Origin of the sequence: Actinomadura harenae, assembly GCF_003696215.1 — a bacterium.
GTDB lineage: Bacteria > Actinomycetota > Actinomycetes > Streptosporangiales > Streptosporangiaceae > Spirillospora > Spirillospora harenae.
Genome location: NZ_RFFG01000018.1, coordinates 89,453 through 106,346, shown reverse-complemented (window position 1 = coordinate 106,346; position 16,894 = coordinate 89,453). Strand labels below are relative to the sequence as shown.

Annotated in this window: 13 protein-coding genes; 5 read left to right on the top strand and 8 right to left on the bottom strand. The window is 72.2% G+C overall.

Features of this window, described 5'->3' with window-relative positions:
- Positions 1–88: 88 nt before the first annotated feature.
- Positions 89–2,257, bottom strand: coding sequence for an MMPL family transporter (locus EBO15_RS13000; RefSeq protein WP_122194606.1), 2,169 nt, complete (start codon positions 2,255–2,257; stop codon positions 89–91).
- Between the two features lie 161 nt (positions 2,258–2,418).
- Here EBO15_RS13000 and EBO15_RS12995 point away from each other — a divergent pair, with 161 nt between their 5' ends.
- A complete protein-coding gene (locus EBO15_RS12995) occupies positions 2,419–3,585 on the top strand; it encodes a cystathionine gamma-synthase (RefSeq protein ID WP_122194605.1) in 1,167 nt (388 codons plus the stop codon).
- Positions 3,586–3,719: 134 nt separating this feature from the next.
- Positions 3,720–4,838: an alpha/beta hydrolase gene (locus EBO15_RS12990; RefSeq protein WP_233616153.1), complete on the top strand. Its 1,119-nt coding sequence runs from the start codon at positions 3,720–3,722 to the stop codon at positions 4,836–4,838.
- A gap of 112 nt (positions 4,839–4,950) precedes the next feature.
- Here the strand turns inward: EBO15_RS12990 and EBO15_RS12985 are convergent, their stop codons facing one another.
- The 4 genes from EBO15_RS12985 to EBO15_RS12970 form a co-directional block, all read right to left on the bottom strand.
- Positions 4,951–5,499, bottom strand: coding sequence for a hypothetical protein (locus EBO15_RS12985; RefSeq protein ID WP_122194604.1), 549 nt, complete (start codon positions 5,497–5,499; stop codon positions 4,951–4,953).
- Between the two features lie 118 nt (positions 5,500–5,617).
- On the bottom strand, positions 5,618–5,950 hold the full coding sequence (locus tag EBO15_RS44170; protein ID WP_158628211.1) for a hypothetical protein: 333 nt from the start codon (positions 5,948–5,950) through the stop codon (positions 5,618–5,620).
- Positions 5,951–6,257: 307 nt separating this feature from the next.
- Positions 6,258–8,237, bottom strand: coding sequence for a vWA domain-containing protein (locus EBO15_RS12975; RefSeq protein WP_122194603.1), 1,980 nt, complete (start codon positions 8,235–8,237; stop codon positions 6,258–6,260).
- 29 nt (positions 8,238–8,266) lie between these two features.
- Positions 8,267–9,655, bottom strand: a complete 1,389-nt coding sequence (locus tag EBO15_RS12970) for a sigma 54-interacting transcriptional regulator (RefSeq protein ID WP_122194602.1) — start codon at positions 9,653–9,655, stop codon at positions 8,267–8,269.
- A gap of 245 nt (positions 9,656–9,900) precedes the next feature.
- Here EBO15_RS12970 and EBO15_RS12965 point away from each other — a divergent pair, with 245 nt between their 5' ends.
- The 3 genes from EBO15_RS12965 (at position 9,901) to ilvA (ending at position 13,490) form a co-directional block, all read left to right on the top strand.
- Positions 9,901–11,067 carry an FIST signal transduction protein gene (locus EBO15_RS12965; protein ID WP_122194601.1) on the top strand — a complete coding sequence of 389 codons (1,167 nt, stop codon included), beginning with the start codon at positions 9,901–9,903 and terminating at the stop codon, positions 11,065–11,067.
- Positions 11,064–12,128, top strand: a complete 1,065-nt coding sequence (locus tag EBO15_RS12960; RefSeq protein ID WP_325051903.1) for an ROK family protein — start codon at positions 11,064–11,066, stop codon at positions 12,126–12,128. The genes EBO15_RS12965 and EBO15_RS12960 overlap by 4 nt, the downstream gene beginning before the upstream one ends.
- A gap of 147 nt (positions 12,129–12,275) precedes the next feature.
- Positions 12,276–13,490: a threonine ammonia-lyase gene (gene ilvA, locus EBO15_RS12955; RefSeq protein ID WP_199744505.1), complete on the top strand. Its 1,215-nt coding sequence runs from the start codon at positions 12,276–12,278 to the stop codon at positions 13,488–13,490.
- A 21-nt stretch (positions 13,491–13,511) separates the two neighbouring features.
- On the opposite strand, the gene EBO15_RS12950 is transcribed toward ilvA, so the two are convergent.
- From EBO15_RS12950 to EBO15_RS12940, 3 genes are all read right to left on the bottom strand, one after another.
- Positions 13,512–14,288, bottom strand: coding sequence for an ABC transporter permease (locus tag EBO15_RS12950; RefSeq protein ID WP_199744504.1), 777 nt, complete (start codon positions 14,286–14,288; stop codon positions 13,512–13,514).
- Complete coding sequence (locus EBO15_RS12945) at positions 14,285–15,274, bottom strand: ATP-binding cassette domain-containing protein (protein ID WP_233616152.1); 990 nt, start codon at positions 15,272–15,274, stop codon at positions 14,285–14,287. Before EBO15_RS12945 ends, EBO15_RS12950 begins: the two co-directional genes overlap by 4 nt.
- Before the next feature lie 115 nt (positions 15,275–15,389).
- Positions 15,390–16,823 (bottom strand): M1 family metallopeptidase, encoded by a 1,434-nt coding sequence (locus EBO15_RS12940; RefSeq protein WP_122194599.1) that lies wholly within the window; start codon positions 16,821–16,823, stop codon positions 15,390–15,392.
- Positions 16,824–16,894: the final 71 nt, after the last annotated feature.

The following is a 16,894-nucleotide window of genomic DNA, read 5'->3' as shown; positions in this document are numbered from 1 at the left end:
GGTTTCCGGGGCCTTGGTCTTCCCCGAGGTCGGGGCGCGCGCCGGGGGTGTGGGCGGCTTGGATGGTCCCGGCGCGCGTCCCGACGTTCTAGTAGCGGCTTCCCGTCGGGGCGTACGGGGCGTCCGCGTACGGGTCCTGCGGCGGCGGCGGGACGGCGCGCTTGGCGTCGGTGCGGCCGGGCCACCAGGCCTTGTGGCCGAGCAGGGCCGTGAGGGCCGGGACGAAGAACGCCGACATCACGAACGCCGAGAGCAGGATGCCGATCGCGACGCCGAACCCGATCTGGGCGGTCATCGACTGGGGCGACAGGACCAGGACACCGAAGGTGCCGGCCAGGATGACGCCCGCCGCCGCGACGGTCGGGCCCGCGTGCTGGATGCCGAGGGCCGCGCCGCGCCGCGGGTCGTGGCCCTCGCGGGCCTCCTCACGGAGCCGGGCGATCATCAGGATGTTGTAGTCGGTGCCGATCGCCAGCACGAACAGGTACAGGATGATCGGCAGCTGGAACATCAGGCCGGGCTTGTTCTCGATGTTCTGGAACAGCAGCACGCTCGCGCCCAGCGTCGCCGCGTAGCCGAGCAGCACCGCCCCGACCAGGTAGATCGGCGCGACCAGCGAGCGCAGCAGCAGCATCAGGATGATCCCGATGAGCGCGACCGCGACCGGCAGGATGACCGACAGGTCCCGGTTGTTGATCTTGTTGATGTCGGCGAAGACCGCGGTGGTGCCGCCGACCAGGACCTTGGTGCCGGACGGGGCCGCCTCGTGCGCGGCGTTCCGGAACGGGCCCTTGACGAGGCTGATGGCCTCGTTCGAGCTCGGGTTCTTGGTGAGCAGGACGTCGTATTTGGCGACGGTCTGGTCGCCGTTGAGCTGCGGCGGGCGCACCTCGCCGACGCCCGGCATGGTCTTCAGCTTGGCCTGGTAGGCCGTGAGGGCGGGCTTGTCCAGCGGCGAGGAGCTCTGGACGTAGACCTCGGTCGGGTTCAGGATGCCCGCGGGCAGGCCGGACCGCAGGTCCTTCATGGCCTTGGCGGACTCGGTGTTCTGCGGGGAGCTGCCCTCGAAGTCGTAGTCGGCCTTGAAGCCGAGCGCGGAGACGGCGAGCGCGATCAGGACGATGCCGGACGCGACCAGCGCGACCACCGGGCGGCGGCCGACGCCGTTGCCCAGCTTGGCCCACAGACCCGTGCGGGCCTGCTTCTTCCAGGACTTGGACGGCCAGAACACGGCCGTGCCGATCAGCGAGATGACCGCCGGGACGAGGGTCATGGACGTGACGAACATGACCGCGACCGCGATGGCCAGCTGCGGGCCGAGGCCGCCGAACGCCTTGAAGGAGGCCAGGAGCAGCACGAGGAAGGCGACGATGACGGCGCCCGCGGCGGACGCGATGGCCTCGCCGACCCGCTCGACCGCCGTGATCATGGCGGTCTTCTTGTCCTCGCCGAGCCGCAGCCGCTCGCGGTAGCGGAACAGCAGGAACAGGATGTAGTCGGTTCCGATGCCGTACAGGACGACGACGATGATCTCGTTGAAGCCCTTGTCGAAGTTCAGGTTGAACGCGTTGCCGACGATCGCGGTGACCGCGTTCGACACCGCCGACACCAGGCCGATCATGATGATCGGGAGCAGCGCCGCCAGCGGGGCGCGGAAGATGATGCCGAGCAGGATGACGATCAGCGCGATGGTGGCGATGCCGATCATCGCCATGGTGCTGCTGTCGGACTTCTCGTTGTCGACCTGGGACGCCAGGTCACCGGCCACGCCGTAGGACAGCGGGGAGCCGCGCAGCTGGGCGGTGGTCTCGGTGCGGATCTGCTTGACCGCCTCCATGCCCTGCTTGCGGATCTTCTGGTCGAAGTCGTTGCGCAGGGGGACGGCGATGACCTGGATCTTGCCGTTGGCCGAGGCGGGCATCGCCTGCGCCGCGGTCACACCCGGGATGTGCTTGGCCTGCACGTCCTGCGCGACCTGCTTGATCTTCGCGGTGTCCGCCGGCTGGAGCTTCCCGCCATCGGACCGCTTGAAGACGATCATGGCCGGCGTGGTCTTCTGGTCGTCCTTGTTGGCGAACGCCTTCTCGGCCAGCTTGGCAGCCTGGATCGACTCGTACTTGGTGGGCAGGAAGTCCTGTTGGTCGGACTTCGTCTTCAGGCTCGGGGCCAGGGCGATGAGCGCGCCGGCCACCACCAGCCAGGCGAGGATCGTCCACACGGGGTGTTTGACCACCACGCGCCCAAGACGTGCGAACATGCAGAATCCTTCGTAGAGGGGTTAGTGACCGGGGATCTACTCCATAACGGTAGGGATCTCGCGGGCCGGTTTGGTCACCCGGGGAGCCGAAATGAGGGCCCATACCTGGGGGGGATGGCCTCATCCTCTGGGAGGGGGGCGGGGTGGATAACCTCGTGCCTATGGACAACGAGGTTCCCCAGGGCAACGTCCCTGAGCAGGGGTTCGAGACGCTGGCGATCCACGCCGGCCAGGAGCCCGACCCGACCACGGGCGCGGTCGTTCCGCCGATCTACCAGGTCTCCACCTACAAGCAGGACGGCATCGGCGGGCTGCGCGGGGGGTACGAGTACTCCCGCTCCGCCAACCCCACCCGCACCGCGCTCGAGGAGTGCGTCGCGGCGATCGAGGCCGGGACGCGCGGCATGGCGTTCGCGTCGGGCCTGGCCGCCGAGGACACCATCCTGCGGACGCTGCTGCGCCCCGGTGACCACGTGGTCATCCCGAACGACGCCTACGGCGGCACCTACCGGCTGTTCGCCAAGGTCGCCGCGCCGTGGGGGATCTCCTACGACCCCGTCCCGCTCGGGGACGTCTCGGCGGTGCGGGCCGCGATCCGCCCGGAGACCAAGCTGGTGTGGGTCGAGACCCCGACCAACCCGCTGCTCGGCATCTCCGACATCGCCGCGCTCGCGGCCGTCGCGCACGACGCGGGCGCGCTGCTCGTGGTGGACAACACCTTCGCCTCGCCCTACCTCCAGCAGCCGCTGACGCTCGGCGCGGACATCGTCGTCCACTCGACGACCAAGTACGTCGGCGGGCACTCGGACGTCGTCGGCGGCGCGATCGCCGTCCGCGACGCCGAGCTCGGCGAGCGCCTCGCGTTCAACCAGAACTCGATGGGCGCCGTCGCCGGGCCGTTCGACTCCTGGCTGACGCTGCGCGGCATCAAGACCCTCGGCGTCCGGATGGACCGGCACTGCGACAACGCCGAGAAGGTCGTCGAGATGCTGACCTCGCACCGGGCCGTCAAGCAGGTGCTGTACCCGGGCCTCCCGGACCACCCCGGCCACGACGTCGCGGTCAAGCAGATGAAGCGGTTCGGCGGCATGGTCTCCTTCCGCGCCTGGTCGGAGGAGGAGGCCGTCCGGATCTGCGAGTCGACGAAGCTGTTCACCCTGGGCGAGTCCCTCGGCGGCGTCGAGTCGCTGATCGAGCACCCGGGCCGGATGACGCACGCGTCCGCCGCCGGGTCGCCGCTGGAGGTCCCGTCCGACCTCGTCCGGCTGTCGGTCGGCATCGAGGACGTCACCGACCTGCTCGCCGACCTGGAGCGCGCGCTCGGCTGACCCTTCTTCACCGCGAAGGCGCAGGTGGATCCCCGGCCCGCCCGGAAGGCGGGCCGGGGACCGGCCGCGCGGATGATCAACGTCGTATGATGTGCCCGGGTTCGCCCGGAAGCGGGTGCCCGGAAGGGGTTGGAGTGCGCAGAGTTCTGGTCGGCGGCGCGGCCTTCGCCGCGGCGTGCGTGTCCGCCGCGTCGATGCCCGGCATCGCGGACGCGACCCCGCTCCCCACCCCCGGAACGACCGTCGGGCCCGCGTCCCCGCCCACGTCCGGGCCACCGTCCGGGCCCACCGGGACGGACGACACGACCCCCTCGCAGTCGCCCGCGGACACGCCGTCCGACGCCCCGACGACCGGGACGACCTCGCCGACGACGACGCCGTCCGGCGCTTCCGGTGCGTCCGGCGCCGACCCGAGCGCCACGGTGACCGGCAAGGCCGTGATGGTCACGCCGAAGCTGCCCAAGTTCAAGACCTACGCCTACGGCAAGAACGCCGGCCAGCGCGTGGACGTCTACTGGCAGCCCGCGAACCCCAAGGACAAGAAGGCCAAGGCCCGTCCCGGCGTCTTCCTCCTGCACGGCGGCTACTGGCTGGAGGGCGACAAGGGCTCCTGGAAGTACATCGCCCGCCGCCTCACCGCGCAGGGCTTCACCGTTTTCGCCGCGAACTACCGGCTCGCGGGCGCCGCCCAGTGGCCCGCGCAGCGCGACGACGCGGTCGACGCCCTCGGCTTCGTCCGCAAGCACGCCAAGTACTTCAACCTCGACCCGAAGCGCGTCGCCGTGCTCGGGTCGTCCGCCGGGGGCCTGCTCGCCACCCAGCTCGGAACCCTGGACGACGGGGCCAAGCGGGTCCGCGGCGTCGCCGCGCTGTCCCCGGTGAACATGCCCTACCTGGCCTACCAGGACGGCGGCACCCCGGACGCGACCGCCTCCCAGCGCAAGCTGCGCGGCGCGGTCGACAAGCTCGTCGGCTGCGAGCCGGGCGCCGGCGCCACGTCCTGCTGGAACAGGCTGGACGACGCGAACTCCGCCACGCACGTCTCGCGCGGGGACGCGCCGATGCTGCTCTTCCACAGCGCCCGCGACTTCGTCCCGGCCACGCAGAGCACCGCCCTCGCGGGCGCGCTGCGGACGGCGGGCGTCCCGGTCACGGTCAGGACCGTCCCGGGGCGCATGCACGGCGGCGCGCTGCTCATCGACCCGACCGTCTACCCGACGCTGCTGGCCTGGCTGAAGGCCCGCACCGCCTGACGGATCCGCACCGCCTGACGGACCCGCACCGCCTGACGGACCCGCACACGCCGAAGGGGGCCGCGCTCGACGCGCGGCCCCCTTCGGCGTACAACGGGCGGGTGCGGACGGGTCAGTGCCACACCATCATGATCAGGATGACGATCCAGAGGAGCGCGATCACCCCGGAGAACGCGGCGATGCGCCCGCGCTCGACGGCGGCGACGTCCCCCTGGGCGCCGGACGCGCCGTCCTCACCCTTGTCCTTCTTCTTGGTCTTCTCCCCGGCCTCGTCCTTCGCCTGGGACGCGGCGTCGGGCGCGGCCGCGGAAGCGGCCTCGGCTCCGGCGGGCGTCCCGGCGGCGGCCTCCAGCAGGCGCAGGGCCTTGCGCTGGTCGCGTTCGACGATGAACAGCAGCAGGAGCGCCACGATGAACAGCGTCATGGACGCCGAGAGCCAGAACTTGGCGAACTTGCCCTCGGCGAGGAACAGCCCGAACAGGAACACGCCCAGCGACCCGAACGCGTAGATCGCCGTCGTCCGGTTCAGGTACCGGACGATCGTGATGTCCCGCTTGCGGATGTAGCGCGGCGTGGACATCGTCGCGGCCGTCAGCGGCCCGAGGGTGAAGATCGCGAAACCGATGTGCAGGATCAGCAGCAGGCGATCGGAACTCGACATGCCCCGACCCTAACCTGCGGGGATCCCGGAAACAGTGGAGGCCGCCCGGTGCGGGAGCACCGGGCGGCCGCCCGGCCGGGACGTCATCAGACGGAACCGGCCGAATGGGGCATCCCCGTTAGCGCGTGGACGGCAGCTCGTGCTCGTGCTCGTCGCCGCGCTTGTGCTCGTGGCCGTGCTCGTGCTCGAACTTGTGCTCGTGGTGCCTGCAGTGGCCCCCGTCCTTGATCGGCCCGCGCGGGCAGCCCCAGTGACCCCAGCCCTCGTGCTCGTGGCCCTCGTGGTGGCGGCCCTCGTGATGGCGGCCCTCGTGGTGGTGGTGGCCCATCATGTGGTGATGGTGGGTGGGCATCTCGTCGGCGAGCGCCGGCCCTGAGGCGAGCCCGAGAACGGCGGCTGCGCCGAATCCGGCGGCGATGACGCCGAAGAGCGGTCGTCGGTACGTCGTCACTATTTCCCTCCGATGGCACTCACAGTGCCGTAATGTTCACTCCGCGTTATGACTCCCCGGTGTGCTCGGCCCGTAACCCTGTTGCTCGGCAAAAGCGCATTAACCTCGGCGGACACTTCCCTCACCCGCGTCCCAGGCGCCGTTCGTGTCCCCCTATGTGACCGCTTTCCCCCCCAGGCCGCAGCCGTCACTCGTCACACGGAGTGATCGGAATGCGAGGGACGGGACGGCCTCCGGACGGCCGGGGACGGGCGGGGACGGGCGGGGACGGGCGGGGACGGTGCGGAAGGCGCGGAGAGGGCCGGGTCTAGCGGTTCCTGCCGCGGCGGACGCGCAGGTAGTCGCTGACGACGTACTCGCCCAGCCGCTCGGCGTCGGGCGCGAAGACCCGGCCGCCGTTGCGGCGGGCCACCTCGTCCACGAACGCGACCAGGCGGCGGTCGTCGGCGAGCATGAAGAAGTTCAGCGCGGCGCCGCGCCGGGTCATCTTGTCCACCTCGGCCGTGGTGAGGACGAGGGTGTCGGCGGACGGCGGGTAGTCGAACCAGGACCGGCCGTCCGAACGCAGATGGGCGGTCGGCTCACCGTCCGTCACCACCAGGACGATCGGCTCGAAGTCCGGATGCCGGTCCAGATGGCGTCCGGCGATCATCAGGGCGTGGTGCAGGTTGGTGCCCTGGACCATGTCCCAGTCCAGGCCCGCCATCTCGGTCGGGTGCAGCACGCGGGCGTAGTTGGAGAAGCCGATGATCTGGATGGCGTCCTGCGGGAACGAGCTGGTCACCAGGGTGTGCAGGGCCAGCGTGGTCTGCTTGGCGGCGGCCCAGGTGCCGCGCAGCACCATCGAGTAGGACAGGTCGACCAGCAGGCAGACGGCCGCGGCGCTGCGCCGCTCGGTCTCCTTGACCTCGAAGTCGTCCACGCTGAGCCGCACCCCGCGGCCCTCCCCGGACCCGGCCGGGCGCATCGCGGACCGCCGGACGGCGTTGGAGACCGTCCGGACGACGTCGATCGGCTGCTCGTCCCCGAACCGCCACTCGCGCGTCGAGCCGGTCAGCTCGCCCGCCTGGCCCGCGTCGCGCTGGTCGTGGTCGCCGGCCCGGCCCGCCGTGAGCCGCGAGAACACCCGGCGCAGCGCCGTCTCGCCGAGCCGCCGGACGGCCTTCGGCGTCAGTTCGAGCTCGCCCCGGCGGCGCTGCAGGTAGCCCTGCCGTTCGAGTTCGGCCTCCAGGCGGCGCAGCGCGGCGAGGTCGTCGACGGCGGACCGGCCGAGCGCGCGCCGGACGGCCTCCTCGTCGATGTCGTCCAGCCGCGCGCCGGGATAGTCCTGCCCGAGCGTCGCCTCCAACTCGGCCAGGTCGGCGAGCTCGGCGAGCGCGCCGGTCGCGTCGCCCATGCCGAGCGGCTCGTCCCCGGTCATCTGCTCGGGCGTGCCCCAGGCCAGGTCGGGACGGCGCACGCGCAGCGACTCCGTCAGCCGCGTCATCTCCAGCGACAGCCCCGCGTCCCGCATGACCTGGTCCATCAGCCCGGACAACTCGGCGCGCTGCTCGGGCGTCAGGGACGCCATGAGCCGGTCCATCGCGGCGGCGCGCCGGGCCAGCGAGTCGACCAGTTCGTCCAGGTCGGCCGGGTTCTCCGGGAAGAACTCGCCGTACTCCTCCATGAACCGGTCGAAGTCCTCCTGGGTGTGCTCGCCGCGCGCGTCCTTGTCGAGCATGCCGTTGAGCGCGGCCATCATGTCCCGGACGCGTTCCATGGCGGCCGGGTCCTGGTTCGCGAGGGCCTGCCGCATGCCCTCGAACCGGGAGTCCAGGATCTCGCTGCGCAGCAGGTCCTTCAGCTGCTGGAACGTCCGGCGGGCCGCGTCCGAGCGCCACTGGTAGTCCGACAGCCGCCGGACGGCCTGGGCCGTGTCGGACGGCAGCGCGTCCAGCTCCGCCTCGCGCAGGCGCGCGTCGTCGGACGGATCCGGGAACAGCTCCGCCCGCTCCTGCCCGATCGCCGTGTCGAGCAGCGCGCGGACCTGCTCCAGCGTGCCGTCCACGCGGCCGCGCCCCCGCAGCTCACGGCGCCGCTCGCGGACCTCGCGGAGCAGATCGTCCAGCCCGCGCCGGTTCCGGGCGTCGTTCGGCAGGCCGCGGCGGAGCAGCTCGCGGAGGGCGTCGCCCGGCCGGGTGCCCTCCAGCACCGAGTCGCCGAGCGCGTCCAGCGCCTCCCGGACGTCGTAGGGCGGGGCGAGCGGGTCCGGGCCCTCGTGGTACGCCCCGTACCGGTAACGACTCATGCCAACCTCAAAGGGTCACAGGCGGTGTCTCACAGCGAATAGGTGCCGGTGTCGTCCTTCGACAGGCGCCGGGTCAGGAACAGCCCCTCCAACGCGAACTCCAGCGCGGCCGCGGCCTGGCCGGGGGACTCCCCGGACATGCCGAGCCGCTCGACGATCTTCGCCAGGCCGGGCACCGGGCCGGTGCGGCGCAGCAGCTCCCCGGCCGCCACCAGCTCGCCCGACTCGACGGTCTCGCCCGAGTCGAACTTGTCGAGCAGGCCGGACAGGTCGGCCCCGCCGAGCGTCCGCCGGAACGTCTCGGCGGTCGCGCGGCGCAGCAGGTGCTCCAGCACCTCCTGCTCGCGGCCCTCCTCGCTGACCTCGAACTCGACCTTGCCCATCAGCGTCGGGACGACGGCGGGCAGGTCGCAGACGCGGGCGACCGCGCGCTCCTCCCCGGTGAGGGCGCCGCGCCGGACCGCCCCGGCGGCGACCGTCTCGGCCCCGGCCAGCGCGAACCGCGCCGACACGCCGGACCGCGCGTCCACCGCCGTCGACTCCCGGACGAGCCGGGTGAACCGGGCGACGATCTCCAGCAGGTGCTCCGGGACCTCGACGCCCGCGCCGAGCTCCGCCTCCTGGCGCACCAGGTCCAGCTCGTCGGACAGCTCGATCGGGTAGTGGGTGCGGATCTCCGCGCCGAACCGGTCCTTCAGCGGCGTGATGATGCGGCCGCGGTTGGTGTAGTCCTCGGGGTTGGCGGACGCGACGAGCAGCACGTCCAGGGGCAGCCGCAGCGCGTAGCCGCGGATCTGGACGTCCCGCTCCTCCAGGACGTTCAGCAGCGACACCTGGATGCGCTCGGCCAGGTCGGGCAGCTCGTTCACGGCGAACACGCCCCGGTTGGTGCGCGGGACGAGGCCGAAGTGGACGGTCTCGGGGTCGCCCAGCGTCCGGCCCTCGGCGACCTTCACCGGGTCGACGTCGCCGATCAGGTCGCCGACGGACGTGTCGGGGGTGGCGAGCTTCTCGCCGTACCGCTCGTCCCGGTGCAGCCAGGCGACCGGGAGCGCGTCGTCCAGCTCGCTGGCCAGGCGGCGGCACCGCACGCACACGGGCGCGTACGGATGATCGTTGATCTCGCAGCCGGCGACGACGGGGGTCCACTCGTCCAGCAGCCCGGCGATCGTGCGGATCAGCCGGGTCTTGCCCTGGCCCCGCTCGCCCAGCAGCACCAGGTCGTGCCCCGCCAGCAGGGCGCGTTCCAGATGCGGCAGGACGGTGTCGTCGAAGCCGACGATCCCCGGGAACCTCGGCCGCCCGGATCTCAGCCGGTCGAGCAGGTTCCGGTGGATCTCTTCCTTCACGGTCTCGTACTGGTGGCCGCTGGTGCGCAGCTCGCCCAGGGTGCTCTCGCGAGGTGTGGATGCACGCACGCGACCGACCCTACGTCGCCGTGGCCCGTCCGGAACCCCTTGTCGCCAGACCGCCCGGATCCCGGATGCCGCCCCCGCCCGAAACCCGCCCGCCGGGACGGCCCGGACCTGCCCGCCGGACGATCCGGACCCTGCCCGCCGGACGGTCCGGACCCTGAGTGGTTATCCACAGGCGGGCCGGAGTTCGCGTCACACCGGGTGGAGCGGGGAGACTGGAAGGTGACCATAGGAATGAGGGGGGACCGATGGCCCGATTCGGTGACGGGCTGGCGTTCGGCCCGGACCTGACCGAGGCGGCCGAGACCGCCGTCCGGCAGGCCCGCGCGGAGCTGTCCGCCGCACCCGACCTGGTCTGCGTCTTCGTCTCCGGCGGAGAACCGGACGAGATCGAGTCCGCCGCCCGCCGCGCGTACGAGACCGCGGGCGCGCGGGTCTTCCTCGGCTGCTCGGCGGCCGGGGTGATCGGCGCGGGCCGGGGCGTCGAGGGGCGGGGCGCGGTCAGCGCCTGGGCCGGGGTGCTGCCGGAGGCGCGGCTGACGCCGTTCCGCCTGGAGACGCTGAAGGCCGAGGACCGGCTGATCGTCGTCGGCATGCCCGAGAGCGGCGAGGACGACGTGGTGGGCGTCCTGCTCGCCGACCCCTTCACCTTCCCCGTCGACGCGTTCGTCGAGCGGTCCGGCGAGGCCATGCCGGGCCTGCCGCTGGTCGGGGGTCTCGCGGACGGCCCGGAGCGCGGCGCCACCCGGGTGTTCGTCAACGGCGAGGCGTTCGCCGAGGGCGCGGTCGGGGTCGTCCTCGGCGGGCCGGTGAACGCGGCGACCGTGGTCAGCCAGGGCGCGCGCCCGATCGGGCCGGACATGGTCGTCACGAAGGCCGACGAGAACGTCCTCTACGAGCTGGCGGGCGCGCCCGCGCTGTCGAAGCTGGAGGAGGTCGTGCTCGGGCTCTCGCCGGACGAGCAGGAGCTCGCCGGCCGCGGCCTGCTCATCGGCGTCGCCATGGACGAGTACGCCGACGAGCACGAGCAGGGCGACTTCCTCGTCCGGGGCGTCGTCGGCGCGGACGAGGACACCGGCGCCCTCGCGATCGGCGACGTGGTCGACATCGGCCGCACCGTCCGGTTCCAGGTCCGCGACGCGGAAGCGGCGGACGCCGACCTCGCCGAACTGCTCCACCGGTTCGACCTCGCGCCCGTCGAGGGCGCGCTGCTGTTCTCCTGCAACGGGCGCGGCCGGGCCATGTTCCCCGACTCCGACCACGACGCGCGGCTGCTGCACCGCGCGTTCGGCGGCACGGCGGGCGTCGGCGGGTTCTTCGCCGCCGGGGAGATCGGGCCGGTCGGCGGACGCAACCACGTGCACGGTTTCACCGCCTCCATCCTGGCCTTCGGACCTTTGGGAGACGCCCAGTGACCAGCACACTCGTCCCGCGTCCGACGGTGGAGACGGCCACGGTGGGCGACGCCTCGGGGGAGGTCCGCACGCCGGTGCCCGGGCCCGTCCCGGCCGCGTCGGCGCGGACGGCGCCGGTGGCGGACGCCGGCGCGCCCGTCCTCGCGATCGACATCGGCGGCACCAAGCTCGCCGCCGCCGTCGTCGAGCCGGGCGGGCGGATCGCCGTGTACGACCGCGTCCCGACGCCGAACAACCCGTCGATGGACGCCGAGGGCCTGTGGCGCACGCTCGCCGCGATGCTGGAGAAGCTGCTCGCCGAGGCGGGCGGGCCCCGCCCGGCCGGTGTCGGCGTCGGCTGCGGCGGCCCGATGACCTGGCCGGACGCGCGCGTCTCCCCGTTGAACATCCCCGCCTGGCGGGACTTCCCGCTCCGCGACCGGCTGCGCGAGACCTTCCCGGGGCTGCCCGTCCGCGTCCACAACGACGCGATCTGCCTGGCGATCGGGGAGCACTGGCGCGGCGCGGGCCGGGGCCGCGACAACATGCTCGGCATGGTCGTGTCGACCGGCGTCGGCGGCGGCCTCATCCTGAACGGGCACCTCATCGACGGTGCCAGCGGCAACGCCGGGCACATCGGCCACATCATCGTCGACCCGGACGGGCCGCCCTGCGGCTGCGGCGGCCGCGGCTGCCTCGAGGCCATCGCCCGCGGCCCCGGACTGGTGAACTGGGCCCGCGAGCAGGGCTGGCCGGGCGCGACGGGCGTCGACCTCGCGAGCGACGCCCGCCGGGGCCATCCCGTCGCCCAGGCCGCGATGCGCCGCGCGGGCCGGGCCCTCGGCCTCGCCATCGCGTCCGCCACCCACCTCTGCGATCTCGAGGTCGTGTCGATCGGCGGCGGCATCTCCCAGGCGGGCGCCCTCCTCTTCGAGCCCCTCGAGGAGACCCTCCGCACCTACGCGCGCATGGACTACGCCCGCAAGGTCAGCGTCGTCCCCGCCGCCCTGGGCCAGACCGCCGGCCTCGTCGGCGCCGCCGCCCTGGTCTTCGAAGCCGAACGCTACTGGTCCGCCGACTGATCCCACCGCCCCACGCCACCGCCCCACGCCACAGCCTCACGCGACAGCCCCACGAACCACCCGCCCCGCCCCGGTCGCGGGGGCGGGGCGAGAAGAATGATCACTCGGGGGTGCTGCGGCGGGTGGGACGCGTGGCAGGATGCGAGGGTGGTCTCCGTCCCGCTCGAAGCCGTCCAGGACGCGCGTGAGCTGCTCACCGCCGTCGCCGTGCCGACGCCGCTGATCCCGTCCCGCGCTCTGTCGGAGGCGATCGGCGGTCCGGTGCTCCTCAAGTGCGAGAACCTCCAGCGCACCGGGTCGTTCAAGATCCGCGGCGCGTACGTCCGCATCGCCCGGTTGTCCGAGGAGGAGCGGGCGCGCGGCGTCGTCGCGGCCAGCGCGGGCAACCACGCGCAGGGCGTCGCGCTCGCCGCGTCCATGCTCGGCGCGAAGGCCACGGTCTTCATGCCGGTGGGCGCTCCGCTGCCGAAGGTCGCCGCGACCCGCGGGTACGGCGCCGAGGTGGTGTTCCCCGGCCCGACCGTGGACGACTGCCTGGAGGCCGCGGCCGAGTACGCCGAAGAACGCGGCGCGGTCTTCATCCATCCGTTCGACCACGAGGACGTGGTCGCCGGGCAGGGCACGATCGGCCTGGAGATCCTGGAGCAGTGCCCGGACGTCCGGACGGTCGTCGGCGCGGTCGGCGGCGGCGGGCTGATGTCCGGCGTCGCGACGGCGATCAAGCAGGCGGCCGGCCATCCGGTCAAGATCGTCGGGGCGCAGGCCAAGCGCGCCGCCGCGTTCCCCGCGTCGCTGGCCGCCGGCCACCCGGTGCGGATCGACCTCCAGCCGACGATGGCCGACGGGATCTCCGTCGGACGCCCCGGAGACCTGACGTACGAGCTGGTCAGCGAGCTGCTCGACGCCGTCGTCACGGTGACCGAGGAGTCCATCTCGCAGGCCCTGCTGCTCTGCCTGGAGCGTGCCAAGCAGGTCGTCGAACCGGCGGGCGCGGCGGGCGTCGCGGCGCTGCTGGAGCACTCCTACGCCGTCCGGACGCCGGTCGTGGCGATCCTCTCGGGCGGCAACATCGACCCGCTGCTCATGGCGAAGGTGCTGCGGCACGGCCTCGCCGGGGCGGGTCGCTACCTCGTCGTCCGCTGCCGCCTGAAGGACCGTCCGGGCGCGCTCATGACGCTGCTCGGCGAGCTCGCCGGGTTCGGCGTCAACGTGCTGGACGTCGTCCACGAGCGCATCGCCGCCCGCCTCCCCGTCGAGGAGGCCGAGGTGCTGCTCCAGCTGGAGACGCGCGGCACCGAGCACAGCGAAGAGGTCACCCGCCGCCTCCGCGAACGCGGCTACACCCTCACGATCGGCACCTGACCCCCTCCACCGACGCGCGCGTCAGCGGGAGTTGGCGCGCTGGTACTGGCGGACGGCCAGGGCGCCGAAGACGACGACCATCCCGGCGCACCAGGCCAGCGCCTCCCAGACGGCCGGGAACGGATGGAACACGGGTGGGCCGATGAACAGGCCGCGCGTCGCGTTGACGATCTTGGTGACGGGGTTGACCTCGGCCCACGCGCGCAGCCAGCTCGGCATCGTCTCCAGCGGGACGAACGCGTTGCTGGTGAAGGTCAGCGGGAACAGCCAGACCATCCCGGCGATGTTCGCGGCCTCGGTGTTGCGGACGGAGAGCCCGATCCACGCGCCGATCGACCCGAACGCCAGGACGGTCGCCGCGAACATCCCGAACCCGCCGAGCGCGCCCCAGAACCCGCCGGTGAACCGGAACCCGACCAGCAGCCCGATCAGCACCATGACGACCGCGACGAACATGTTGCGGACCAGGTCCGAGCCCATCCGGCCGACCAGCACCGCCGAGCGGGCCATCGGCAGCGAGCGGAACCGGTCGATCAGGCCCTTCTGCATGTCGTCGGCGAGCCCGGTGGAGATCCCGGCGGTCGCGAACGTCATGGACTGGGCGAAGATTCCGACCATGAGGTACTGGACGGCGTCCACGCCGGGCGGCATCCGGAGCGCGCCGCCGAACACGTACCGGAACAGCAGGACGAACATCACCGGCTGGACCAGCGAGAAGAACATCAGCTCCGGGATGCGCGGGACCTGCCGCAGGTGCCGCTTGGTCATCTCCCAGCTGTCGGAGACCACGTAGCTCACGCCTCCACCACCGCCTCCGCCTCTGTCCCGGCCTCGGTCTCCGCCTCGGCCTTGTGCCCGGTGAGCGCGAGGAACACCTCGTCCAGCGTGGGACGGCGCAGCCCGACGTCGTGCGCCTCGATGCCGAGCCCGTCGAGCGCGTTCACGACGGCGACCAGGCTGCGCGTGCCCTCCCGGACGGGCGCGGACACCGTGCTCGTCTCCGTGTCGACCTCGGGCGTCTCGCCGGTGACCGCGAGGACGGCCTCGGTCGCCCTCGGCAGCAGCGCCGCGCTCGGCACGGTGAACTGCACCCGCTCGCCGCCGACCTGCGCCTTGAGCTGGTCGGACGTCCCGCGCGCGATCACCCGGCCGTGGTCGATGATGACGATGTCGTCGGCGAGCTCGTCGGCCTCCTCGAGGTACTGCGTGGTGAGCAGCAGCGTCGCGCCGTCCCGGACGAGGTCGCGGATGATCTCCCACATGCCCATCCGGCCGCGCGGGTCGAGGCCGGTGGTCGGCTCGTCCAGGAAGATGATCCTCGGCCGGACGACCAGCGCCGCGGCCAGGTCGAGGCGGCGGCGCATCCCGCCGGAGTAGGTCTTGGCGGGCCGGTCGGCCGCCTCGGTGAGGCGGAACCGCTCGAGCAGCTCGTCCGCGCGGGCGGCCGCCTCGCGTTTCGGCAGGTGGTAGAGGCGGCCGAACATGTCGAGGTTCTCGCGCCCGGTGAGGTACTCGTCCACGGCCGCGTACTGCCCGGACAGCCCCATGATGGTGCGCACGGCGTCCGGCTCGGCCACCACGTCGTGCCCGCCGACCAGCGCCCGCCCGCCGTCCGGCCGCAGCAGCGTGGTCAGCATCCGCACGGTGGTGGTCTTGCCCGCGCCGTTCGGCCCGAGCATGCCGAGCACCGTCCCCGCCGGGACGGCGAGGTCCACCCCGCTCACCGCGTGGACCTTCCCGAACCGCTTGACCAGCCCCTCGGCGACGATCACGTTCTCGGTCACGTTGCCCCCTAGGGGCAACATCATAGAGTGACTGCCAATAAGCGCAGCGTATTCAAAGTGGTGGCCGCGCCCCCGCGCGAACGCGCTACCGACCGCGCGGGGGCGATGCCGGGGCTTACTTCAACACAGGCTTGCCTTCGCTGTAGATCCAGTCGTGGGCCCACTTGGAGATGTTCTTGTGGGAGACCTGTCCGGCGAGCCGGACGAACGCGGCGGTGGAGCCGTTGCCCCCGCCGTAGGTGCTCTGCCAGGTGCGCAGGAGGCGGAAGAACGCCTTGTCGCCGATCTGTCCGCGCAGGACGTGGATGGCGGCGCCGGCGCGGTCGTAGACGAGGCCGTCGAAGATGTGGTCGCGTCCGGGGTTGGACACGACGCCCTTCCACAGGTCGTCGGTGGCCGGGGTCGAGTAGACGGCCTGGAAGCTCTTCTCGATCGGGGTCTTGTTGAACTTCTCCTGCCAGAGCCACTCGGAGTAGGTGGCGAAGCCCTCGTTCAGCCAGATGTCGGACCAGCGGTACGGGGCGACGCTGTCGCCGAACCACTGGTGGCCGAGCTCGTGGGCGAGCAGGTCGCCGGACGGGATGGAGCCGGGGTGCTTGTACAGGTCGTAGACCGGGCGGCCCTGGGTCTCCAGCGCGTAGCCGACCTTCCCGGCGACGGTGATGCCGCCGGTGGACGACCAGGGGTAGCGGCCGTAGATCGACGACTCCCAGTCGGTGATCTGGGCGGTCTGGGTGTTGAACTGGCGGGCCTTGTCCGCCGGGATCTTCATGTTGACGTCGGTGTAGGTCAGGTTCGGCCGTCCGGCCGCGGTCCTGCCCTTGACCTCGTTGTACTTGCCGATGGCGATCATCGCGAGCTCGCTCGCCATGGGCCGGTTCATGACCCAGCGGGTCGTGGTCCAGCCGCCGCGCGAGCGCTTGCCGACCAGGTCGCCGTTGGCGATGGTGGTCAGCCCGGACGGCGCGGTGAGGTTGAAGCCGTAGGTGGCCTTCTCGGTCGGGTGGTCGTCCACGGGGTAGACCGTGGCGGCGCCGATCGGCTGGTTCAGCATGAGTCCGCCGTCGGCGGTCGGGACCCATCCGGACACGCCGAGCGCCGGGTCGTCGATGGTCTGCGGGACGCCCGAGTAGGCGACGGTGACCGTGAACCGCTTGCCCTTGCGCAGGCCCTTCGGCGGCGTGATCACCAGTTCCTGGGTGCCTTGACGGGTGTAGGACGCCTTGCGGCCGTCCACCGTGAGGCGCTTGATGGTGAGGCCCTGGAAGTCCAGGTCGAACCGGGAGAGGTTCTGGGTCGCGCGCGCCTGGACGGACGTGACGGCGTCGATGCCCTTGGTCGCGGGGTCGTACTTCAGGCCGATCTCGTAGTGGGTCGGCTTGTAGCCGCCGTTGCCCATCTCGGGGAAGTAGGGGTCGCCCGCGCCGGCGGCGCCGGGGGTGAACCGGGGCGGCGCGGCGTCCGAGGGCAGCGCGGCCGCCAGGGTGGCGGCCAGCGCGAGGCCCGCGGTGACGGCGGTGGTCGTGAGCGCTCTGGGGACTCTGCTCATGCGCCTCATCCTTGCAAGGGGTATCGTCCGCCCCAGAATTTCCCCGCCGTCACCCCTGGATCAAGCGCGAT